Raw genomic sequence first — 21,590 nt, forward strand, 5'->3', positions numbered from 1 at the left:
CAGGAGGTCGGACCGTATGCCGGATCCGCAGACCGATGTCATCGTCGTCGGGGCCGGGCTGGCCGGGCTGGCGGCGGCGTGCCACCTGCGAGGACGCGGTCACCAGGTGACCCTGGTCGAGCGTGACGCCGGTCCGGGAGGACGCGCGGGGCGGTCCCGCCGCGCCGGCTACACCTTCGACACCGGGCCGACGGTGATGACCATGCCGGACCTGCTCGACGCTGCGCTGCGGGCGGTCGGCACCAGCGTGGCCGACAGCGTACCGATGCGGGTCCTCGACCCGGCCTACCGCGCGACCTTCCACGACGGCAGCACGATCCACGTGCGCCACGGCCAGGAGGCGATGCGCGACGAGATCCGCCGGACGTGCGGGAGCGTGGACGCCGCCGCCTACGACGGCTTCGTGGCGTGGCTGCGCGAGCTCTACGCGGTGGAGATGCCGCACTTCATCGACCGCAACTTCGACTCCGTGGCGGACATGCTGTCCGAGCCGCGCGCCGTGGCGCGGCTGCTGCGGCTCGGGCCGCTGCGGCGGCTCGGGCCGCTGATCCGCGACCGCTTCCAGGACCCGCGGCTGCACCGCCTGTTCACCTTCCAGGCCATGTATGCCGGGCTGCCGCCCGAGTCGGCGCTCGCCATCTACGCCGTCATCACCTACATGGACACCGTCGAGGGGGTCCACTTCCCCGAGGGGGGCATGGGCGCCATACCGGTCGCCATGGCCGCCGCCGCCGAGCGCGCCGGCGTGCAGGTGAGGTACGACGCGGAGGTGACCCGGCTGCTGCGCACCGTCACCGGCGCGGTCAGCGGCGTGGAGCTCGCCGACGGCGAGCGCCTCCACGCGCCCGTCGTCGTCTGCACGCTGGACCTGCCGGTGGCCTACGAGCGGCTGCTGCCCGACCTGCGACCGCCGCGCGCGGTGCGGCACGGCACCTACTCGCCCTCGGCGGTGGTGTGGCACGTCGGGACGCGCTCGCCGGTGCCGGAGCACGTCGCTCATCACAACATCCACTTCGGCGAGCAGTGGAACGCCGCCTTCGACGCCCTGCTGCGCCGCAAGCAGCTCATGCCCGACCCCTCGCGCCTGGTGACCGTCCCGTCCGTCACCGAGCCGTCGCTGGCCGCGCCGGGCGGCTCCACCCTCTACGTCCTCGAGCCCGTGCCCAACCTCGACGGCGGCCAGGACTGGGATCACATGGCCGGGCCGATGCGCGAGGGCCTGCACGGCTTCCTCGAGACGCACGGCTACCCGACCGACGTGGTCGCGGAGGAGCTGTGGACCCCGGCGGACTGGCAGCGGATCGGCCACGCCCACGGCACCCCCTTCGCGCTCGCGCACACCGTCGCCCAGACCGGCCCGCTGCGTCCGTCCAACCTCGAGAAGCGTGTCCCGGGGCTGATCTTCGCCGGGTCGAGCACGATCCCCGGCGTCGGTGTGCCGATGGTCCTGGTCAGCGGCAAGCTCGCGGCCGACCGCGTGGACGCCCTTGCCGCGGCGGGCAGCAGGGCCCGATGAGCGGGCCCGGCCCGCTGGAGCGCGAGGGCTACCGGCGCTGCGCCGCGATCACCCGCCGCCACGGCACCACCTACTACTGGGGCGTCGCGCTGCTGCCGGCCGAGCGCCGCCGGCACGTCCACGCCGTCTACGCCCTGTGCCGGGCCGCCGACGACATCGTCGACGAGCCGGGGGCGACCACGCCCTCGCAGGTCCGGGACACCGAGCGGCGGCTCGCAGCCTTCCGGCATACGGTCCTGCAGGCGGTCGACGGTGCCCCGGTGGACGACCCCGTGCTCGCCGCCGTCGTCCGCACGCTGCGCAGCTGCGCGCTCGACCAGGCCGTCCTCGACCGCTTCTTCGGCGCCATGGCGGCCGACCTGACGACGACGCGCTACGAGACCTGGGAGGACCTGCTCGGCTACATGGACGGGTCCGCGGCGGTGATCGGGGAGATGATGCTGCCCGTGCTGCGACCCACGACCCCCGACGCCCTCGGGCCGGCCCGCGCGCTCGGGCTGGCCTTCCAGCTGACCAACTTCATCCGTGACGTGGCCGAGGACCTGGACCGGGGCCGCGTCTACCTCCCGCAGGCCGACCTACGGGCCCACGGCGCCGACCCGGCGCTGCGGCGCGTGACCCCGCAGTGGCGCACCTTCCTCGCCGAGCAGATCGAGCGCAACCGCGCGTTGTATGCCGAGGCCGACCGGGGCATCCCCCTGCTCCCCGGCGCCTCGGCGCGCTGCGTGGCGACGGCCCGGCTGCTCTACTCCCAGATCCTGGACCGCATCGAGGCCGCCGACCACGACGTCTTCAGCTCCCGGATCCGGGTGCCCACCCCGGTGAAGGCGGCGACCGCGGCCCGGGCCCTGGTGCGGCTGCCCGCCCCGGCCGCGGTGTCGGCGTGACGGGGTTCGCTTACCTCGCCGCGCTGCTGCTGTCGCTCGGCGGGGTCGCGGCCATCGACCGACGCTGGCGCCTCTTCGTGTGGGACCGGCCGCGGGCGGCGCTCGTGGTGCTGGCGGTCGGGCTCGGCTACTTCGTCGTGTGGGACCTCGCCGGCATCGCGCTCGGGCTCTTCCACCGCGGGGACACGCCCTGGATGACCGGCCTGCAGGTGGCGCCGGAGCTCCCCGTCGAGGAGCTGTTCTTCCTCGTGCTGCTGTGCTGGTCGACGATGTGCCTGTGGTGCGGCGGGCGTCGGTGGGCCCGGCACCAAGGGGAGGCGCGATGACCTTCACCCTGGTCAACGCGGTGATGCTGGGTGCCGCGGCGCTCGGGGCGTGGCTGGCGCTACGGGGCGTCCCGGCGGGTCGCCGCGGTCCGTGGCTGCGGCCTATGCTGCTGATGCTCGCCGGGCTGGCCGCGCTGACGGTCGTCTTCGACAACCTCATGATCGCCGCCGACCTGTTCGACTACGGCGACCAGCACCGCAGCGGGGTCCAGCTCGGGCTCGCGCCCATCGAGGACCTCGCCTACCCGCTGGGCGCCGCCATACTGCTCCCTGCGCTGTGGGTCCGTCTGCGAGACAAGGGGACTCGCCGATGACCGCGCTGGGCCGGCTCGTCGCGTCGTCGCGGCCGCTGAGCTGGGTCAACACCGCCTACCCCTTCGGCGCGGCCTACCTGCTGACCGCCGGGCGGCTCGACCTGCGCGCGGTCGTCGGGATCGTCTTCTTCCTCGTGCCCTACAACCTGCTCATGTATGGCGTGAACGACGTCTTCGACTACGAGTCCGACCTGCGCAACCCCCGCAAGGGCGGCGTGGAGGGCATCGTGCTGGACCGGTCGCTGCACCGGGTCACGCTGTGGGCCGCGGTGCTGCTGCCGGTGCCGTTCGTGCTGTGGCTGCTGGCGCACGGGTCGCTCGCTGCCGGGGTCGTGCTCGCGGTGTCGGTGGCCGCGGTCGTGGCCTACTCGGCGCCGGGGCTGCGCTTCAAGGAGCGGGCGTTCGTCGACTCGGCGACGTCGAGCACGCACTTCGTGTCGCCCGCGGTCTACGGCGTGGTGCTCGCGGGGGTGGCGCTGCCCTGGCAGGGATGGGTCGCGCTGCTCGCGTACTTCCTGTGGGGGATGGCGAGCCACGCCTTCGGGGCCGTGCAGGACGTGACCGCCGACCGTGCCGCGGGGATCGGGTCGGTCGCCACCGTCATCGGGGCGCGCGCGACCGTGCGGCTCAGCTGCGGACTGTATGCCGCCGCCGGGCTGCTGCTCGCCACGACCGGCACGTGGGGCCTGCTCGCCGCGCTGCTCGTGCTGCCCTACCTGTGGATGGCCTGGCCCTATCGGTCGCTGAGCGACGCGCAGGCGCCGCGCGCCAACGGCGGGTGGCGCAGGTTCTTGTGGATCAACTACGCCGTGGGCTTCCTGCTGACGCAGCTGCTGATCGCCCGCTGGCTGCTGGGCTGACCCGCGTCGCGACCGGGGCGGCCACCAGCGCCCCGGCGCCGTCGGCGACGAGGTCGGACAGGGAGTCGGCAAACGTGACGTGGATCGCGGGGTCCAGCCAGAGGTGCCCGGCCAGCTCGCCGAGCTCCCAGACGACGCCGAGGGCCAGCACCGACAGGGTGGTCGTGGCCACGCGGCGGCGGCGCTCAGCAGCCGCGAGCGGGGCACCCCGGGTCGGCGCCTGCGACAGGAGACGCAGCACCAGCAGGGCCAGCGCGGCCCCCGAGCCTGCGTGCGCGACGAGGTCCAGCCACCGGACGCGGTCATAGCTGCCGTCGGCGGCCCACCATGCCGAGAGCGCGAGCACGACCTGGCAGGCGAGGTCGTGCCGACGCGGCAGGTCGAGGAACCGCGCCGCCATCGCCCCGCCGAGGGCCAGGAACATCGCCGCGGCTGCGGGGGCGCCGTAGACCACCCACACCAGCGGCACCAGGGCCGCGACGAGGAGGCGCGCCACGTCGGGCCAGCGCCACCGCCCCTGCCGGACCAGCCAGTCGTGGCGCGTCACGGATGCCGGGCGGCCGGCGGCAGCGTCGTGAGGTCGCCGGTGGGCCACTGGCGCGGGTCGTCGGGCAGGTCGGCGAGCTCGGCGACCTGGTCGGCGCACCACGGGGAGACGGTGATCGAGCCGCCCAGGACGCCGTCGCGCAGCTCGGGCCAGGGCACCCACCAGGCGTCGTCGACCTCGGTCGGGTCGGGGGACAGGGCCTCGGCCGCGCCGTCCTGCTCCGCGACGTGCACCGGGCACAGCTCGTGCTCGACGATCCCGGCCATCTGCGCGCGGTAGGCGAAACTCGGCAGGACCACCCGGACCCGGTCGACGGCCAGACCGAGCTCGTCGGCCGCCCGCCGCACGACGGCGTGGGTCAGGTCCTCACCGGGCGCGGGGTGGCCGCACACCGAGTTGGTCACGACCCCGGGAAAGGTCGCCTTGTCCCGGGCCCGTCGGGTGACCAGCACCCGGCCGCGGTCGTCGACGACGTAGCAGGAGAAGGCCAGGTGCAGCGGGGTGCTCTCGTGGTGGACGGCGCGCTTGGGGGCGGTGCCGATGGCGTGGCCGGCCGGGTCCAGCAGGACCACCTGCTCGGCAGCGGCCGCGTCGGGCACGGGCACCGGCGTCGGCAGGCCGGGGCCGATCGGGACACGGAGCCGGTCCACCCAGCGCAGGCCGGGCGACCCCCCGCTCGCCCAGCCGCGGCGCAGGGTGCGCATCGCCATCCGGACGCGCCGCGCGGCTTGGCCTGGGGAGTGGAACATCCGGCCCGCGACCCCGACCCGCAACCGGGGGTCGAGGGTGACGCGAGCCCGCGGACCGAGCGCCAGGCTCAGGTCGAGATCGTCGTGCAGCCCCGGGTCGTCGCGCGTCACGAGATGCCGCACGCGCTCCCAGGCACTGCGCCGCAGCGCCATGTTGGACCCCCACAGCGGTATGCCGGCCAGGGCCGCCCCCGTCGCGGCGAAGGTCCCGGCGAGGTAGGCCGCGGTGGCCAGGGGCGCGAGGCGCGGGGGCAGGTCGTAGAACGACCCCGGCCCCGTCAGGCCCTCCAGGCGGTCGTCGTCCGCGAACCGGCGGGCGATCCGGGCGACCCAGTCGCGCGGCAGGCGCGAGTCGGCGTCGCAACGGGCGATGACGTCGCCCGTCGCGCTGTCGTAGCCCCGGGCCGCTGCCGCGGGCACCCCCACCACGGGTTCGGCGACCACGCGGGCGCCATACGACCGGGCGAGGGCGGCGGAGCCGTCGGAGCTGGCGTTGTCGACGACGATCACCTCCCACGGGGCGACGCTCTGCCGGGCGAGGTCCGACAGGCAGCGGCGCAGGAGCTCGGCGTCGTCACGGACGGGCACGACCACGGACACGCGGGGCTGCGAGATGGCGTCGCGCGATCGTTCCATGGACGAAAGGTATCCCGATAGAGTGAGGCCATGGAGCACTGGCGCGAGGCCTTCGCGCGACACCAGCGGGCCGAGCGCACAGCCGCTGACGCCGAGCCCCCTGCCGCGCGGACGCGCCGTCGGGCGGTCGCCGCCGTCACCGTCGTGGTCGGGGCCGCCGTCCTGGCCTGGGCCCTGCGGATCCGACCCGGCGACGAGCTCTTCTACCCCGCCACCCTGGGCCTGGCCGCCGTCTGGCTCGTCGGGGCACTGGCTGCCGGGCGACCCCTGCGGGCCACCGAGGAGCTCGGACGACCTCGGGCGCCGCGGCTCGTGCTGGTGGGCCTCGGCGTCGGGCTCGTGCTGCTCGTCGTCTTTCTCCTCGGGGCCGGGATCGTGGCCCAGGTGCCCGCCCTCAGCGCCCCGGTCGAGCAGCTGCTCGCGCACGCCCGCTGGGGCTCGCTGCCCGTGGTCGTGGCCATCACCGCGCTCAACGGCGTGGTCGAGGAGCTGTTCTACCGCGGGGCGCTCTACGACGCCTTCGGCGGCCGGGGTGCGGTGGTGGGCAGCACCGTGGTCTACACCGTCGTCACAGCGCTGGCCGGCATACCCCTGCTCGCGCTCGCCGGGCTCCTCGTCGGACTCGCCGTCGCCGCCCTGCGCCGCCTGACGCACGGGGTCCTCGCCCCGGTCGTCGCTCACCTGACCTGGTCGATCGGCATGCTCCTGCTGCTCGGCCCCACCCTCGAGCTCCTGGAGATGTCATGACCGCTGCCGACCCTGCTCCTCACCCCCGAGACCCGGCTCGGGCTCGTCACCGGCGCCACCGGCTACGTCGGCGGCGAGGTCGTCGGGGCGCTCGTCGAGCGAGGGTGGCGGGTGCGCGTCCTGTCGCGCAGCGCCGACAAGGTCCGCCAGGCCGAGTGGGGCGACGCCGTGGTCGACGGGGTGGCGGGACCGGGGCAGGTGGAGGTCGTCGAGGGCGACGCGTCCTCGCCCGAGGACCTCGCGACGGCGCTGCGCGACGTGGACGTCGCGTGGTACCTCCTGCACTCGATGGGGGACGGCGACGACTTCCAGGACGAGGAGCGGTCGATGGCCGAGGCGTTCGCCACCGCGGCGCGCGAGGCCGCGGTGTCGCGGATCGTCTACCTCGGCGGCCTGCACCCCGAGGGCGAGGAGCTGTCCGAGCACCTCGCCTCCCGCGTCGAGGTCGGCGAGATCCTGCTCGGCTCGGGCGTGCCGACCGCCGCGCTGCAGGCCGGGGTCGTGCTGGGGGACGGGTCCCAGTCCTTCGTGATGCTGCGGCACCTGGCCGAGCGGCTGCCCGGGGCCATCGCGCCCGGCTGGCTGCGCAACGAGATCGCCCCCATCGCCGTCGACGACGCGTTGCACTACCTCGTGGCGGCGGCGGACCTGGCGCCCGACGTCAACCGGACCTTCGACATCGCCGGGCCGGACGTCGTCAGCTATGCCGACATGATGAAGCGCTATGCCCGGGCCCTCGGCCTCGGGCCGCGCGTCGTGCTGACCGCCCCCGTGACGACCCCGCAGGCCGCCGCGCGCTGGATCGGGCTCGTGACGCCCGTGGACCACGAGCTGGCCAAGCCGCTCGTCGGGTCGCTGCTGCACGACACCGTCGCCTCCGAGCACGACCTCGCCGACCTGGTGGGCGAGCCAGCTGGTGGTGCAACGGGGTTCGAGGAGGCCGTGCGCCGTGCGGCCCGCGGGTCGGACACCCGGCGCTGGCGCCGCACCCTGGCGTGGACGGGCGCCGCCGTGACCGCCACCGCGGTCGTGGGCTCGCTGGTGACCGACCCCACCAGCCGGTGGTACCGCCGGCTGTCGAAGCCCTCCTGGCAGCCCCCGTCGTGGGCCTTTCCCGTGGCCTGGACCGCGCTGTATGCCGACATCGCCCTCGTCTCCGCCCTGTCGATCGCGGACCTGCAGGAGACCAGTCGCGAGGACGAGGCTCGCGCGTATGCCGCGGCCCTCGGCACCAACCTGGTGCTCAACGCCGGCTGGAGCGCGCTGTTCTTCGGCGCCAAGCAGCTGCGGCTGTCGACGGTCGAGGCGGTGGCGCTGGCGGCGAGCTCGGCCGACCTCGTGCGCCGCGCCGCCAGGGTCAGCCCCGAGAAGGGGGTGGCGCTGGCGCCATACGCCGCCTGGACGACGTTCGCCGCGGCACTGACCGCCGAGATCACGCGCCGCAACGCCTAGCCACGCCCGTCCGCCTGGCCCGTGGCCGCGGCGTCGTCAGACGCGCCGGGTCTGCTCGTAGCGGCGCAGCGCCTCGCGGCGCTCCTCGGCGTGGTCCACGACCGGCTCGGGGTAGCCGTGCGCGTAGCCGTCTGCGACCCTCCACGGCTCGTGCACCGCCTTGCCGGCGACGTGGGCCAGCTCGGGGACGTAGCGGCGGACGTAGTCACCCTGCGGGTCCCAGCGCTTGCCCTGCTCGACGGGGTTGAACACGCGGAAGTAGGGGGCGGCGTCGGTGCCCGTGCCCGCCGCCCACTGCCAGCCGTGGTTGTTGGAGGCCAGGTCACCGTCGACGAGCAGGTCCAGGAAGTGGCGGGCGCCGTGCGGCCACCAGATGTGCAGGTCCTTGACCAGGAAGGACGCCGTCACCATGCGGAGCCGGTTGTGCATCCAGCCCTCTCGTGCGAGCTGGCGCATCCCGGCGTCCACCATGGGATAGCCGGTCCGGCCCTGCCGCCAGGCGTCCAGGAGCCCGGCGGCGTCCTCGTCGGTGGCGGGGTCGGCATACGGCATCGACGCGAGCTCTCGGCGCAGGTCGCCCCAGGCCGAGTCGGGACGATGCCACAGCACGTCGGCGTAGAACTCGCGCCAGCACAGCTCGTTGACATAGCGCTGCGCCGAGTCTCCTTGCGCCGCAGGGTGTCTCGCCAGGTCATGCAGGAGCGTGCGCGGATGGATGGCGCCGTGCTTGAGGTGCATCGACATCCGCGAGGTGCCGTCCAGGTCGGGCCGATCGCGGTCCTCGCCGTAGGTCTCGAGCGGTCCGTCGAGGAAGTCCGCCCAGGCGGCCCGCGCCGCGTCCTCGCCGACCGGGTGAAGCGGCTCGACGTCCGGGAGGGATTCGGAGTCCACCCCGCCGTGCCAGCGCAGGTCCGACGGGACGGGGGCGGGGGCCGGCCAGCCGTGGTCGCGCCACGCCCGCGAGAACGGCGTGAACACCTTGTAGGGCGTGCCCGAGCCGGTCGTGAGGGTGCCGGGGCCCACGGCATACGGGCATCCCGTGGCGACCAGCTCCACGTCGGCCGACCCCAGGACTGCCCGCACCCGGTCGTCCCGCCGCCGGCCGTAGGGCGTGGCCTCGGCCGACACGTGCACCCGGCGAGCACCCACCTCGGCGGCGACGGCGGGGACGACCTCGTCGGGGCAGCCACGCCGGACCACGAGCGCGCCATCGGTGGCGTCCTGCAGCGCTCGCACCGCCCCGAGGTAGGCGTCGCGCCGCGGCTCCCCGGCCCGGTCGAGGGCAGGGTCGACCACGACCAGGGGCAGCACGGCACCGTCCTCGGCCGCGGCCATGAGGGCCGGGTGGTCGTGCAGCCGCAGGTCGCGGCGCAGCCACAGCACGCTGGTCACGGGGTGGCTCCTCTCCCTCCTTGGGGCGATCCGTCCGCGGTCAGGACGGGTCGACCGAGCCGGGGTCGGCCTTGCCGTCCTCGTGGATCTGCTCGGCAAGCCGGTCGACGTCGCCCTCGGCCACGTCCACGCCCGCCTCGTCGAAGCCCTCACGCAGCTCCTGCGCCACGGTCTGCTCCTCGGCGCCCTCCTGCCAGGACTCGACCCGCTCCACGACGTTGTCCACGGCCTCTTCCTTGGCCGCCTGGACCTCGTTGGGGTTGTCGCTCATCATCGCTCTCCTTCGTCTCTTGCATTCTTCGCTTGCGGGGTGGGGTGGATCAGAGGTCGACGGTCTCGTTGTCGCCCTCGACGCGCTTGCCGGTGACGGCGGACTTGACCAGGTTGACGAGCTGGACGACCTTGCCGCCGCCCGGCGCGTCCCAGTACTCCGCCGTGTCGCCGGTGACCTCGATCAGGATGTTGTCGGGGTTGTCCGGGCCGCCCTCCATCCAGGCGCCGGTGAACGTGCCCCACAGCTCCTCGAGCTTGGCGCGGTCGTCGACGACCCGGGCCGTGCCGGACAGCGACACCCACGAGCCGTCGCCGGCATACGCCAGGTTGACCTGCGGGTTGGCCTGCAGGTCACGGACCTTCTCGGTGTCGCGCTCGGCGATGAACCACACGGTGCCCGTGAAGTCCACGTCCTGCGTCGCCATCGGTCGGGACACCAGGCGGCCGGTCGCGTCGGCCTGCGTCATCATCGCGATGCGGGTGCTCTTGATGATCTCGGCGACCTTGTCGTGCTGCTCGTCGGTCATGGTGCTCTCCTCTTCCTCGGTGGTGGTGCTGGTGTGGTCAGGTGCTGGGCCGCCTGGTAGGCCGGGCGCCGCAGCACCCGCACCCAGGTCGGTGGGCGCAGCCCGGCGAGCGGCCGGTCCACCGGCGCGAACCGCAGCGGACGGTCCTCGCCCCACGGCCCGTCGAGCTCGAGCCGGCCGACCCGGTGCCAGCGGTCGTGGGTGCCCGACCAGGACAGGTCGTATGCCGACCGGCCCGCCGGGTCGAGCCGCAGCCACACGGCGCCGCGGGGGCCGAGCTGGGGCAGGAGCGTGGTGAGCGGGCCGCCGTCCTCGCGCAGGTGCGGCCTGAGCAGCCACCGGCTGAGCCCGCCGGTGCCGGTGGACGCGAGGAGGAGGTCGGCGGGGCCGCCGTCGTCGGCCGCCCCCTCGATGCGCACGGCGACGCCCATCACGTCGGGCCCGTGGTGGGCGAGCGACATGGCTCGCGAGCGGCGCACCGTGCAGCGGTGGTGGTCGGGGTGGTCGAGCAACGGCACGCCGGACGCCGGTGCGTCGGCCGTCACGGTGAGCGTGCCCGTCGCGACGCGCCCGAAGGCGTGCAGCGGCTTGTCGCGCCGTGCCACCGCCACCGCGCCCAGTCCCGCGGCGAGGCCCAGCCCGCCGGCGGCCGAGCCGACCAGCCGCAGCACCTGGAGCGCGCTCGGCGAGGGCCGGGCGGTCATGACGAGCCTCGCTGGTGCAGGGCGCGGACGGCGTCGACGGTGTCGGCCTCGGCGGCGGTCTTGTCGTCGCGGTAGCGCAGCACCCGGGCGAACCGCAGTGCCATCCCCGCCGGGTAGCGCCGGGAGGTCTGCACCCCGTCGACCGCGATCTCGACGACCTGCTCGGGCCGCACATGCACGACGTGGCCCTGGCGCGAGGTCTCCAGCGCCAGGAACCGCTGGGTCTGCCAGGCGAGCGTCTCGTCGGTCATGCCCTTGAAGGTCTTGCCGAGCATGACGAACCCGCCGGTGCCGGGGTCCCGCGCGCCGAGGTGGATGTTGCTGAGCAGCCCGGAGCGGCGCCCGCTGCCCCACTCGACGGCGAGGACGACCAGGTCGAAGGTGTGGCGCGGCTTGACCTTGATCCATCCGCTGCCACGGCGGCCAGCCGCGTACCGGGTCTCGGGGTCCTTGACCACGACACCCTCGTGGCCGCCGGCGACCAGGTCGGCGAAGAAGGCGGTCGCCTCCTCGCCGTCGCCGGTGAGCAGGGAGGGGACGAGGTGGTCGGGGGCGATGCGCCGCAGGGTGGCGTCGCGCTCGTGCTGCGGCTCGTCGACGAGGTCGGCACCGTCGAGGTGCAGCACGTCGAACAGGTAGGTGGTGAGCGGCGTCTCGGCCCGTAGCCGCGCGACGTCGCCGGAGGAGGCGGTGCGGGCGCCCGTGACCTGGAAGGGGTGGGGGCGGCCGTCGGGGCGCAGCGCGATCGCCTCGCCGTCGAGCACGACCCGCCGGACCTCGAGCGCGCCCACGACCTCGACCACCTCGGGCACGCGGCTCGTGATGTCGTCCAGGCTGCGGGTGTAGACGCGGACGTCGTCGCCGTCGCGGTGGACCTGGATGCGGATGCCGTCGAGCTTGCACTGGACGATCCGCTCGCCCCCGGTCTCGTCGAAGGCCTCGGCGACGCTCGGCGCCGACCCGGCGAGCATGGGCCGCACCGGGCGACCGACCTCGAGACCGATCGCCTCGACGGCCGAGGCGCCACCGGTCGCCGCGGCCTCGGCGACGGGTCCCAGGTGCCCGGCCATCATCGCGCCCCGGCGGATCAATGCCTCGGGGAGGTCGTATGCCGCAGCGACCGCCGCCACGAGGGACCCGTCCTGCGCGCCGTGCCGCAGCTCGCCGACGAGCAGCGCCCGCAGGAACTCCTGCTCGTCGGCGGTCGCGGTCTCGAGCAGGGTGGCCAGGGCCTGGGCGCGCGCGGCCGCGGACCCGGTGCCGGACAGGCCGGCCAGCGCGGTGGCGGCGCGGTCGACGTCCTGCACGGTGAGCGTGGCCTCGGCCGCCGGGGCAGGTGGTGCGCCGATGGCGCGGTAGCCGACTCCCACGCGGCCCTGCGGCAGGACACCCGCGAGGTGCGCGGCCACTATGCCCACCTCGTCGGCGTCGGCGCGGCGCAGCACCTCGGCGAGCAGGGTGGTCTTGGCCGTGCGGGACCTCGTCGCGGCCACGGCGTGCGAGGCGGCGACCAGGTCGGCGTACGGCAGGGTCATGCGCGGTGGTGCTCGTTGTTGCGGCGGGCCGCGCGCGTGCCGAGCGTGGTGAGGACCTCGACCACGGGGTTGCCGAGGCGGCGGCGCGCCTCGTGGCCGGTGATCGTCTCGCCGTCGCCCGTGCCCGAGGGGAGGAGGCGGGACATGAGACCGAGCGCGCGGACCGTGGTGGAGGGCAGGAGCCCGGCGACGCGCGCGCCGACCTTGCTCAGCGGGGAGAGCAGGGCGACAGGGTCGCCGGCGAGGGTCGCGTCGACCATCTGCGCGGCGGCGCGCTCGGCGCTCATGGACACCAGCGGCAGGGAGGCGCCGGGCGCGAACCAGGCGTACTCCTTGGCCTGGTCCCCGACGAACTGCGCCTGCAGGTGTGAGCCCGTGCGCATGAGGCCGGGGACGATCGCGGTCGCGGTGACACCGGTCCCCGCCAGCTCGGCGTGCAGCCCCTCGGCGAAGCCGACCGCCCCGAACTTGGCCGTGCTGTAGGGCAGCAGGTGCGGGACGCTGATCTTGCCGCCGATCGAGGTGACGATGCCGATGCGGCCCCGACGGCGGGCGCGCATGGCCGGGAGCACGGCCAGCGACAGGTTGATCGGGCCCCAGAGCATCACGTCCACGGCCTGCTCGAAGTGGCGGCGCTCGGTCGCCTCGAGCGGCCCGACCTGGATGATGCCGGCGACGTGGATGGCCACCGTGATCGGGCCGACCTCCCGCTCGACCTCGGCGACCATCTGCTCGACACGCTCGTGGTCGGTGACGTCGCAGACATAGGTGTGCGCGTCGACGCCCTCGGCGGTCAGCTGCGCGCGGGCGTCGTCGAGCTCGGCCTGGGCGCGGGCGCAGATCGCGACGCGGAAGCCGCGACGCCCCAGCTCGTGGGCCACCAGCAGGCCGAGGCCGCGCGAGGCACCGGCCACGAGGGCGACAGGCTGCTGCGGCTCGGAGAGGTCGCCTGCGGTGTCGGTCGTCGGGGTCGTGACGGTCTGGGCTGCGCTGCTCATGTTCCGCCGCATACCCTTCCACGCTCGAACAAACCCCCGACCTGCCCCCGGTAGTCACATCGACCGGCCTTCGCACACCAGGCGGATCGGACGAAGGCCGGTCGACGTGGCCGGAGCCTGGTCGATCTGGGGCCGGCCGGGCACCTGGTCGTATGCCGCCCGCCCCGTCGTCCCGTGCCGCCGCCATGGGCGGCGGCGTGCGTCTCGGCCGGCGCCGCCCGTCTGCCCCTGCGGCCGGCGTCTCGGCCGGCGCTCTGCGTCTCGGGCGCCGCTGCCTGCCTGGGGTTGCAGCACAAGACGGGAGATGCGGGGGCAGACGGGGGATGGTCGTCCAGACGCAGGGTGGACGCCGAGACGAGGGCGAGCGGGATCAGGGGCGGGTGAGCTGCTGCAGCAGCTGGCCCAGGCCTTCGCGGGCGCGGCCGGGCATGCGCCCCGACGTGCGCACCACCGACGCCCGGGTGCTGGTGACGGGCCACCCGGCAGCGGCGAGCGCCGTGAGGAGCGCGGTCTCTTCGCCGTGCGCGACGCAGGGGAAGCCCCCGACCGCGAGGTAGGCATCGAGGCGGACGGCCAGGTTGGCGGCATACGCGTGCTCGTGGGTGTCGGGGCCGGTGAGGCCCCCCCGGACGATGGCGTCGTAGGCCGCCCGCGCCTCGGGGGTGGCCCGCCAGTCGACCAGCTCGACCAGCCCGGCGACCGCCACGGCCGACCGCGCGGAGGCGGCGTCGAGCAGCGAGGCCACCCACCCGGCGGGCACGACGGAGTCCGCGTCCGTGCTCAGCAACCAGGTGCTGCACGGGTCGGGGGACCAGCGGTCGAGCGCCGCGCGGACGGCCCGGTCGCGGACCCCTCCCACCGTGGCGGAGGTGTCGTCCTCGACGACGAGCCCGGACAGGGGACCGCCGGGCCGGAGCGTGGCCCGGGCCATCCTCGCGGTGCCGTCGGTGCACCGGTGCGCGTTGACGACGACCTCGGCGCGACCGCCCCACCGCTCCAGCGCCGCGGCCACGGCGGTCAGGCAGGCGGGGAGGCGGCGCTCCTCGTCGTGGGCGGGCACGACGACGAGCAGGCGGGGCGGGGCGTCCGGCTCAGCGGGGGAGGGCACCGAGGTAGCCCTGGTCGGCGTCGGCGTGCTGCTGCGCGACGTAGAGCTCCAGGTCGGCGAGCGCCTGCGCCAGCTCGGCGTCGAAGGCCATCCCGGCGGGTCCGGCGAGGGTCCGACACTCCTCCAGGACGGCGCGGGTCGCCCGGGCCACGCCGGCACGGACCTCGGTCGACAGCTCCTGGCCGCGCCCACCCGCGCCCCTGGCCGGTGCGGCGGGGGCGCTCTCGCTCGCCTCCAGGGATCGTCCGGCGGCGTCGAGCAGCGCTGCGGCGCAGGCGAGCTCGGTGCGGATGCGGCCCCACCGGGCGGTCCGGGCGGGGGCTGGCGGGGCGCCCGCCGTCACCCGCGCGGTGAGGTCGACGACGCGCGCGGCGCCCCCGGCCCACACGGCAGCGACCCCGACCCCGCCGGGGAAGAACCCGGGGCGGCCGAGGTAGAAGCCCTCGGCCCCGACCTGCGCGTCCGCAGTCGCCGGCACCCCCACGACGGGCACGGTCAGGGAGCGCGAGTCGGCCATCGCGGGCGTCCGCCACGAGTCCTCGTCGCCCCGCCAGCCGCCGACGTCGAGGTCGAGCAGGACCGACCGCTCCTCGTCGAGCCACACCGGCAGCAGTGCCCGCTCGATGATCCCCACGCCCGAGGCGAACCGCAGCGTCCCGTCGAGCACCCAGCCGCCGTCCACCGGGGTCGCGCGCACACCGGTGGCGTGCGAGCGCGAGGCCCAGACGCCGTATGTCGCTCCACCGTGCGGCCCGCGTCCCGCCTGGGCCAGGATCCGCACGGCGTCGACGTGGCCCTCGGCGAGGCGCCCGAGGGGGATCGAGGTGCGGCCGACCGCGAGCAGGGCGCTCAACAGCTCCGGCCAGGCGAGGGCGGCCCAGTCGTGCGACGCGACCAGCGCTGCCAGGGTGGCGTCGGGCAGCGCGGCGGGGAAGGGCGCCAGCGTGCAGAGCGGCGCGTCGGCGGTGGTCACGTTCTCTCCTCGGTGTCGGGCGAGGCCTGGGCGGCCTTGGCGGACTCCGGCCGGACCCAGTGCCCGGTGACGAAGTCGGCGTCCTCGTGCCGCACGCGCCGCTGCCACCCGGCGGCGGCGAGGCGGGCGTCGAGCTCGGCGGTGACCTGCGCTCCCGACAGGTGGGCGTCGTGCGGATGGTGGCGCCAGTGCACAGCAACGACCTCCGGGGCGGGACCGGGCTCCGGGTCAGCGGCGGCGGCGAGGACGACGTCGTAGCTCGCCTGCCGGGAGGCCTCGTCGAGGTAGTAGAGGACCTCCGACGCGACGATCAGGTCGAAGGACGCCGCGGGCACGGCGAGACGCGGCAGCGCGCTGACGGAGACATCGGCGCCCTTGTCCTGCAACAGGTCGCGGGTCAGCTCGACGGCGGTGGGGGCGGCGTCGGTGGCGCTGACCCGGCCGCAGCGGTCGGTGAGGGCGAGCGCGAGATCGCCTGTGCCGCAAGCGATGTCCCAGGCCGCGCGGTAGTGCTCACGGGTGAGGGAGGCGAGGACGACCTGGATCTTTCGGCGTTCGTACCAGCTGGTGCGCACGCGGAAGGGGTCCGGGTCGGCGCGATAGCGCTCCTCGAAGTCCGTTGCGTGCCAGTCCTGCCAGGTCACCGTGCCATCTCCTCGGGGATGGCGGCGGGGACACCGGGAGGGACACCGGCGGGGGTGGTGCGGCGCCAGGCGGTGCCGTCGTAGGTCACGAGCCCCCGCTCCGCGAAGGCCCGCAGCCAGCCCTCCATGGGCCACTCGCCCCAGCGGCGGTGGTAGGTCGCCGCGTTGCGCAGGATGTCGTCGAGGTGCTCGACGGGCGGGCTCGAGACGGGGTGGTGCTGGTGGTAGGCGTGGGCCCCGCCGACCCACACGAGCTCGACGGCCTCGCGTGAAGCGACCATGCCGAGGTCGGTGTCCTCGCCGCCGTAGCCGTCGTAGTCGGTGCAGAAGCCGCCGAGCCGCCGCCACGTGGCGGGGGTGCACGCGAACGACAGCGACCAGAACAGCCGGTGGTCGCCGCCCCGCTCGAGCCGACCGTCCCGCGGGGCCGGGCGCGCGGGGTGCGGGGAGGTCCACCGCTGGAGCTCGCCGGGGGCCGGCGACCCCGCCTCGGCCGGCAGATAGGTGACCGGCCCGCAGAGGAGCGCGTGCTCGAGCCTGCCGGCGGCGCGGGTGTACGCATCGATCAGGCCCCGCCCGGGCAGGCAGTCCACGTCGAGCAGCACGACGAGGTCGGCGCCGAGCTCCAGGGCCTGCTCGACCCCGGTGTTGCGGGCCAGGGCGAGCGGTAGGTGCCCGGGCGCGGCCGGCACCTCGACCACGTGCACGCCGGGCACCGCGCCCACCACCCCGGCGACCTGCGGGTCTCCCATGGCGACGACGACGTGCTCGGGGGGTGAGGGCAGGGCGGCCAGGTGGGCCCGCTGCGCGGCCAGGTGCGTATGACGCCCCGCGGCGATCGTCACGACGACCACCCTCATGGCGCGTCCACCGTGCGGGTGGCCCCCTCGGCCCTCTCGACCCCCTTGACACCCTCGGCCGCCGCCTCGACGGCGCGGGCGGCTCGCACGGCGGCGCCGTCGGTGCGCCACCGCTCCCAGGCGGGGTCGAGCGCCATCGCCTCGTCCAGCACGCCGGCCCAGTCGCTCGGCCACGTCTCGCGGACGACGGCGAGCCCGTGCTGCAGGAGCACGCCCGCGGTGGCGCGCTGCTCGTCGAATGGTCGGTCCTCGGCGATCACGACGGCCCGGCGGCCCGCCGCGGCGACGTCGGCCACGGAGTTCTGCCCGGCGGCGATGACGGCGACGTCCGTGGACGTGATCAGGGGCAGGACGTCGGCATACCACCGCCCAAGGGGCCCTGCGACGGTCCACGCCCAGCCGGGGGTGGCCGCGCGGGCCTCGTCCAGGTCGGCGGGGGACAGGCGGCTGCCGCCGGCACCGCCGAGCAGGAGCACCTTTCGCGCTCCGGTGCCGGGCGGGCCGGAGGGAGCGACGGGCGAGTCGTCGTCGGGGGCGGGGAGCGGGCGGCCCGCGTGCCGGGAGATGCCCCCGGCATACGTGACCTTGTGGGCCCGTCGACGCAGGTAGGCGGGTTGGTAGAGCTCACCCGGCCACGGCGCGACGATCCCCTGCGCCAGGTCATGCCCCAGCTCGTGCGGGGCGTCGTCGCGGTCGCCGGGCATGGCCATCACGACCACGGGGATCCCCAGCGTCCGCACGAGCACGGTGACCTCGACCGACACGTCCACGACCACCAGGCGGGGGCGCGCGCGGCGCACCCATGCGGCGATGGTCGCGAGGCGGTCGGTGTGGCCGCGGTTGCCGACGGGGGCGTAGTGCAGCCGGCCCCCGGGGCTCGCGTCGATGGCGCCCTCGACGTCGTCGCGCGGGAGCTCGACCCAGTCGGCGGCCCAGTCCTCGCGGGGCAGGGTGGAGAGCACGGTGACCTCGTCGTCCAGGTGGGCGGTGATCGACCGCGCCCGGTGCAGGTGACCGCGTCCGTGGTGGTGGACGTACCAGCCGATCATGCGCCCACCTGCAGGCGACGGACCACCTCACGGGGCGCGTTGCGCCCGCGCGGGCCGGGAGCGTCACCGCGCGCCAGCTCGCGATACAGGTCGAGGTACTCCCTCACCATGCGCTCCACGGACAGGGCGGAGCGAGCGTGCTCGCGCACGACGGCGCGGTCCAGCGTCACCACCCGCGGCAGCGCCGCGGCGAGGGCCTCCACGTCCTGGGGCTCCACGAGGGCACCGCACTCGGGGCCGGCCACGACCTCGGGGATGCCGCCTCGACGAAAGGCCGCGACGGGCGTGCCGCACGCCAGCGACTCGGCCACCACGAGCCCGAAGGGCTCGTCCCAGCACGGCGTCACCAGCGCGGCTGCGCTCGACCCCACGAGGGTGGCGAGGTCGTTGTGGGCCAGGTGCCCGACGTACTGCACGTCGGGGCCGAGGCGGGGCGCGATCTCGCGTGCGAAGTACTCGCGGTCGCTGAGGGGGCCGGCCACCCGCAGGCGCATGCCGGCCAGGCGGGCCGCGTCGATCGCCAGGTGCGGGCACTTCTCGGGGACGAGCCGCCCCGACCACACCAGCCAGTCACCCCCCTCCCCGAGCGGCCACTCGTCGAGGTCGACGCCGTTGTGCACGACGGTGGGTCGCTGGGGCAGCACCGACCACGCGTCCGCGGTGTAGCCGCTGACGGCGGCGAACGTGCTGCCGTCCTGGGGGTCGGCGAGCATGACGGCGGACTCGAGCCAGGGCGTCGGCGGGGTGTGCAGCGTCGTCAGCATGGGCGCGGGCAGGGCGCTGGCCATGGCCACCGGCAGGTGGTGCAGCGAGTGGTTGTGCACGACGTCGACGTGGCCGTACCTCCCTTCGGCCAGGGCGAGCATGACGCGAAGGTAGGCGTGGTGCTCGGCCATGAACTCCGGCGCCGGCATGGACACGTCGCCCGCGGCGGCCGGGGAGGCCCGCCACGGCCGCCGGGGAAAGGCCAGCCCCGGCTCGACGCCGTCCGACCCCTCCGCCGCCGCGAGGACGACCTCGTGCCCCAGGTCTCGCAGCCGTCGCACCAGGTGCCACACGTGCGCCTCGAGCCCGCCCGCGAACGGCTCGCGGATGCGGTGGCGGTGCGGGGCGATGACGACGACGCGCAGGCGGGGCTTCACCAGCCACCCACGACGACGCGGGTGGCCCCGACGGGCACGCGGGTGGATCCGGCGAGAACTCTGAGTGCGGCGGCGGGCGACCGCACCCCCTCGCCGACCGTCTCGCTGAGCGTGCCGACACGGTGCTCGACGTGCTCTCGCCGGCCGGTGCGCTGATCGGGGAGCTGGTCGGCGGCGGCCTTTGCGGCCCGCCCCGGACGGCAGACGCGGTCGTAGACCTCCTCGTGCTGCTGCCTGGCGCGGTCGTCGGACTGAGCCCGATGGGCCAGCCTCTGCGTGGCGTCGCCCCAGGGCACCCGCCACGGCTCGCCCCCGGCGTGCGTCCGGTCCTCGACGAGGCCCCGCAAGGCCGTCCCGACGGTGCCGGGGTCGTGGAACTCGGCGTGGAAGCCCACGTCGTCGTGCTGCTCCGCGTAGTGCCCCACCGCCGGCGACAGGCACGAGGCACCGAGGTCCCAGCACAGCTCCAGCCAGCCGGAGTGCGTGCCGTGGGCGTAGGGGAGGACGACCACGTCCGTCGCGGCGATCCAGGCGGCCAGCGCGTCGTCGTCGAGCCGGGGGCGGATCCGCAGCTCGACGCACGGGGTGGCCGAGGCCAGCGTCTCGACGGCCGCGAGGACGTCCAGCCGCCGGGGGTCGTCGCTGCCCAGCACCTCGTCGTTGACGGTGACGGCCAGGGAGCCCCCGAGCTCCCCCACGGCGGCGGCCAGCGGCGCCAGCCAGGAGGTGGGGTCGACGTTGGCTCGTACGGCTCCGAGGGGGACGCCCACCCGCAGCCCCCGGTGGCGGTTGCGGCGGGCGGTGTCGGAGCGGTGGACCCAGGAGTCGTCCGCGATCTGGGGGTGCGGCAGGACGATCGCCTCCCGACCCCAACGCTCACGGATGACGGCGGCCACGCCTGGCGTGAGCGTGATGACCTCGTCCGCCGCGGGCACGAGCACGCCGAGCGCGTCGAGGTGGGCCTGCTGGTCGGTCAGGTGCGGGTTGGCCAGGTCGTGCACGGTCACGACCAGCGGTATGCCGACCCGCCGCAGCTCCTGGGCCCACAGCGTCAGCTGCGCGCAGCTGTAGGACTCGAAGCCGAAGTGCACGTGCACCACGTCAACCTCGTCGGCGTGCGCGACGAGCCATACGGGGTCGAGCACCATCGGGGGCCACCACACCCCGTCACCGGCCCTCCGACCGGGGGGCGGGGGGTCCTGTAGGCGCACCGCCCGCGCCTCGGTCGCGCCCACCTCGCCGATCGCGCCGACGGCGGGGGGCAGCAGGCGGTCGACATACGGGTGTGCGCTGGGGACGCTCGCGACACGGATCACAGGACACACCTCGGCCTTCGTCGGATCACGCGGTCGGGACCTACGGTCTCAAGGCTCCACGCTTCGGCTGACGTGCGTACGGTTACCCCATGAACAGCGCTTCCATTCGTCCCCGGGTGGACGAAGGCGACGGCCGGGTACGCCACTACGGGCAGTTCTACGGGATCGATCCCCTGCCCGAGGGGGACGGCCCGCTGGTCGTCGTCCTCGGCAACTGCCAGGCCGAGGCGGTGCGCGTCCTGCTCGACGCCGCGCCGTCCCGCAGCGTGCGGTCCGTGCGCGTCCCACCGGTCTTCGAGATGACCGAGGACGACGTCGCCCACCTCGGTCTGCTGCTGGCGCGCACCGACGTCCTCGTCGGGCAGCCGATCAAGGACGACTACCGCGGTATGCCGCTCGGCACCGCCCAGGTCGCGCAGGCGCTGGCGCCCGGGGCCCGGGTCGTGCGGATCCCCGTCTGCTTCTACGCCGGGCTCTATCCCTGGCAGGTGCTGGTGCGCACCCCCGAGAGCGGCGACCCGCCGGCCGTGCCCTACCACGACCTGCGGACCGTGCTCGAGGCCGCCGACGGCACCCGACCGCCCGACCGCCTGGACGCCGACGGCATCCGTGAGATCGCGCGCGCTTCCGTCGAGGAGCTGCGCCGACGCGAGGACGCCGCGGGCACCTTGCGGGTCTCCGACGTCCTGGCGGGGGCGGGCGCCGACGCCTGCCACGTCGTCAACCACCCCGGCAACACCGTGCTCGTCGCCCTGGTTCGCCGGGTGCAGGCCTACCTGGGCCTCGACGCCGACGCCGAGGACCCCGGTCGGACCCTCCTGTCCGAGCTGTTCGCCCCGCTCGACGCGCGGGTGGTCGACGCCCTCGGACTCGACGCCGAGGCGCGAACCCACTGGGTGCGTCGCGGGGAGCAGGTGCCCGACGACGAGGTCCGCGAGACCCAGCTGGCCTGGCTGGCCGAGCACCCCGACATCGTCCGGCTCACCCTGGAGCGCCACGCCGGCACCGCCCGGCTGCTGGGCCTCCGGTGAGCCG

At 75.1% G+C, this 21,590-nt stretch carries 23 protein-coding genes; 8 read left to right on the forward strand and 15 right to left on the reverse strand.

From position 1 onward, the window contains the following. The first annotated feature begins 16 nt into the window (after positions 1-16). From ACF3NS_RS06655 to ACF3NS_RS06675, 5 genes are read left to right on the forward strand one after another with little or no spacing between them, the layout of a single operon-like run. On the forward strand, positions 17-1,516 hold the full coding sequence (locus tag ACF3NS_RS06655) for a phytoene desaturase family protein (protein ID WP_392468707.1): 1,500 nt from the start codon (positions 17-19) through the stop codon (positions 1,514-1,516). Then, positions 1,513-2,403 carry a phytoene/squalene synthase family protein gene (locus ACF3NS_RS06660; RefSeq protein WP_154593686.1) on the forward strand — a complete coding sequence of 297 codons (891 nt, stop codon included), beginning with the start codon at positions 1,513-1,515 and terminating at the stop codon, positions 2,401-2,403. The genes ACF3NS_RS06655 and ACF3NS_RS06660 overlap by 4 nt, the downstream gene beginning before the upstream one ends. Beyond that, entirely contained in the window at positions 2,400-2,729 is a 330-nt protein-coding gene (locus ACF3NS_RS06665; protein ID WP_288797958.1) for a lycopene cyclase domain-containing protein, read from the forward strand. Before ACF3NS_RS06660 ends, ACF3NS_RS06665 begins: the two co-directional genes overlap by 4 nt. Continuing rightward, positions 2,726-3,043, forward strand: a complete 318-nt coding sequence (locus ACF3NS_RS06670; protein ID WP_392468710.1) for a lycopene cyclase domain-containing protein — start codon at positions 2,726-2,728, stop codon at positions 3,041-3,043. The genes ACF3NS_RS06665 and ACF3NS_RS06670 overlap by 4 nt, the downstream gene beginning before the upstream one ends. Beyond that, complete coding sequence (locus tag ACF3NS_RS06675; RefSeq protein ID WP_392468712.1) at positions 3,040-3,903, forward strand: prenyltransferase; 864 nt, start codon at positions 3,040-3,042, stop codon at positions 3,901-3,903. Before ACF3NS_RS06670 ends, ACF3NS_RS06675 begins: the two co-directional genes overlap by 4 nt. Here ACF3NS_RS06675 and ACF3NS_RS06680 read toward each other — a convergent pair. Both ACF3NS_RS06680 and idi read right to left on the reverse strand, forming a co-directional pair. Next, positions 3,842-4,450, reverse strand: coding sequence for a hypothetical protein (locus ACF3NS_RS06680; protein WP_392468714.1), 609 nt, complete (start codon positions 4,448-4,450; stop codon positions 3,842-3,844). The genes ACF3NS_RS06675 and ACF3NS_RS06680 overlap by 62 nt on opposite strands. Further along, positions 4,447-5,835 carry an isopentenyl-diphosphate Delta-isomerase gene (gene idi / locus ACF3NS_RS06685; RefSeq protein ID WP_353956149.1) on the reverse strand — a complete coding sequence of 463 codons (1,389 nt, stop codon included), beginning with the start codon at positions 5,833-5,835 and terminating at the stop codon, positions 4,447-4,449. Before idi ends, ACF3NS_RS06680 begins: the two co-directional genes overlap by 4 nt. Before the next feature lie 30 nt (positions 5,836-5,865). Here idi and ACF3NS_RS06690 point away from each other — a divergent pair, with 30 nt between their 5' ends. Together ACF3NS_RS06690 and ACF3NS_RS06695 are read left to right on the forward strand one after the other, a co-directional pair. Beyond that, entirely contained in the window at positions 5,866-6,582 is a 717-nt protein-coding gene (locus tag ACF3NS_RS06690; RefSeq protein ID WP_154593682.1) for a CPBP family intramembrane glutamic endopeptidase, read from the forward strand. Positions 6,583-6,594: 12 nt separating this feature from the next. Continuing rightward, a complete protein-coding gene (locus tag ACF3NS_RS06695; protein WP_392469088.1) occupies positions 6,595-8,034 on the forward strand; it encodes a tryptophan-rich sensory protein in 1,440 nt (479 codons plus the stop codon). A gap of 36 nt (positions 8,035-8,070) precedes the next feature. On the opposite strand, the gene ACF3NS_RS06700 is transcribed toward ACF3NS_RS06695, so the two are convergent. The 13 genes from ACF3NS_RS06700 to ACF3NS_RS06760 form a co-directional block, all read right to left on the reverse strand. Beyond that, positions 8,071-9,426: a deoxyribodipyrimidine photo-lyase gene (locus ACF3NS_RS06700; protein ID WP_311966599.1), complete on the reverse strand. Its 1,356-nt coding sequence runs from the start codon at positions 9,424-9,426 to the stop codon at positions 8,071-8,073. A 40-nt stretch (positions 9,427-9,466) separates the two neighbouring features. Beyond that, complete coding sequence (locus tag ACF3NS_RS06705) at positions 9,467-9,697, reverse strand: hypothetical protein (RefSeq protein ID WP_154593680.1); 231 nt, start codon at positions 9,695-9,697, stop codon at positions 9,467-9,469. 49 nt (positions 9,698-9,746) lie between these two features. Beyond that, a complete protein-coding gene (locus ACF3NS_RS06710; protein WP_154593679.1) occupies positions 9,747-10,226 on the reverse strand; it encodes a pyridoxamine 5'-phosphate oxidase family protein in 480 nt (159 codons plus the stop codon). Beyond that, complete coding sequence (locus tag ACF3NS_RS06715) at positions 10,223-10,930, reverse strand: phosphodiesterase (protein WP_288799680.1); 708 nt, start codon at positions 10,928-10,930, stop codon at positions 10,223-10,225. Before ACF3NS_RS06715 ends, ACF3NS_RS06710 begins: the two co-directional genes overlap by 4 nt. Beyond that, on the reverse strand, positions 10,927-12,465 hold the full coding sequence (locus ACF3NS_RS06720; protein WP_392468718.1) for an ATP-dependent DNA ligase: 1,539 nt from the start codon (positions 12,463-12,465) through the stop codon (positions 10,927-10,929). Before ACF3NS_RS06720 ends, ACF3NS_RS06715 begins: the two co-directional genes overlap by 4 nt. Continuing rightward, positions 12,462-13,463 carry an SDR family NAD(P)-dependent oxidoreductase gene (locus ACF3NS_RS06725; protein WP_392468720.1) on the reverse strand — a complete coding sequence of 334 codons (1,002 nt, stop codon included), beginning with the start codon at positions 13,461-13,463 and terminating at the stop codon, positions 12,462-12,464. Before ACF3NS_RS06725 ends, ACF3NS_RS06720 begins: the two co-directional genes overlap by 4 nt. Positions 13,464-13,833: 370 nt before the next feature. Beyond that, positions 13,834-14,571: a glycosyltransferase gene (locus ACF3NS_RS06730; protein WP_392468722.1), complete on the reverse strand. Its 738-nt coding sequence runs from the start codon at positions 14,569-14,571 to the stop codon at positions 13,834-13,836. After that, on the reverse strand, positions 14,555-15,544 hold the full coding sequence (locus tag ACF3NS_RS06735; protein ID WP_392468724.1) for a hypothetical protein: 990 nt from the start codon (positions 15,542-15,544) through the stop codon (positions 14,555-14,557). The genes ACF3NS_RS06730 and ACF3NS_RS06735 overlap by 17 nt, the downstream gene beginning before the upstream one ends. Continuing rightward, positions 15,541-16,188 (reverse strand): bifunctional 2-polyprenyl-6-hydroxyphenol methylase/3-demethylubiquinol 3-O-methyltransferase UbiG, encoded by a 648-nt coding sequence (locus tag ACF3NS_RS06740; RefSeq protein ID WP_195849203.1) that lies wholly within the window; start codon positions 16,186-16,188, stop codon positions 15,541-15,543. The genes ACF3NS_RS06735 and ACF3NS_RS06740 overlap by 4 nt, the downstream gene beginning before the upstream one ends. Then, positions 16,185-17,033 (reverse strand): glycosyltransferase family 2 protein, encoded by an 849-nt coding sequence (locus tag ACF3NS_RS06745; protein WP_392468727.1) that lies wholly within the window; start codon positions 17,031-17,033, stop codon positions 16,185-16,187. The genes ACF3NS_RS06740 and ACF3NS_RS06745 overlap by 4 nt, the downstream gene beginning before the upstream one ends. Before the next feature lie 11 nt (positions 17,034-17,044). Further along, on the reverse strand, positions 17,045-18,097 hold the full coding sequence (locus ACF3NS_RS06750) for a hypothetical protein (RefSeq protein ID WP_392468729.1): 1,053 nt from the start codon (positions 18,095-18,097) through the stop codon (positions 17,045-17,047). Continuing rightward, positions 18,094-19,239, reverse strand: coding sequence for a glycosyltransferase family 4 protein (locus tag ACF3NS_RS06755; protein WP_392468730.1), 1,146 nt, complete (start codon positions 19,237-19,239; stop codon positions 18,094-18,096). The genes ACF3NS_RS06750 and ACF3NS_RS06755 overlap by 4 nt, the downstream gene beginning before the upstream one ends. Beyond that, the gene (locus ACF3NS_RS06760) at positions 19,236-20,555 is read right to left on the reverse strand and encodes a glycosyltransferase (RefSeq protein ID WP_392468732.1); all 1,320 of its coding nucleotides are present in this window, start codon (positions 20,553-20,555) and stop codon (positions 19,236-19,238) included. Before ACF3NS_RS06760 ends, ACF3NS_RS06755 begins: the two co-directional genes overlap by 4 nt. Before the next feature lie 89 nt (positions 20,556-20,644). Here ACF3NS_RS06760 and ACF3NS_RS06765 point away from each other — a divergent pair, with 89 nt between their 5' ends. Beyond that, complete coding sequence (locus ACF3NS_RS06765; protein WP_392468735.1) at positions 20,645-21,586, forward strand: WcbI family polysaccharide biosynthesis putative acetyltransferase; 942 nt, start codon at positions 20,645-20,647, stop codon at positions 21,584-21,586. Positions 21,587-21,590 lie beyond the last annotated feature (4 nt).

The sequence above is a fragment of the Arsenicicoccus cauae genome (assembly GCF_043162025.1).
GTDB lineage: Bacteria > Actinomycetota > Actinomycetes > Actinomycetales > Dermatophilaceae > Arsenicicoccus > Arsenicicoccus cauae.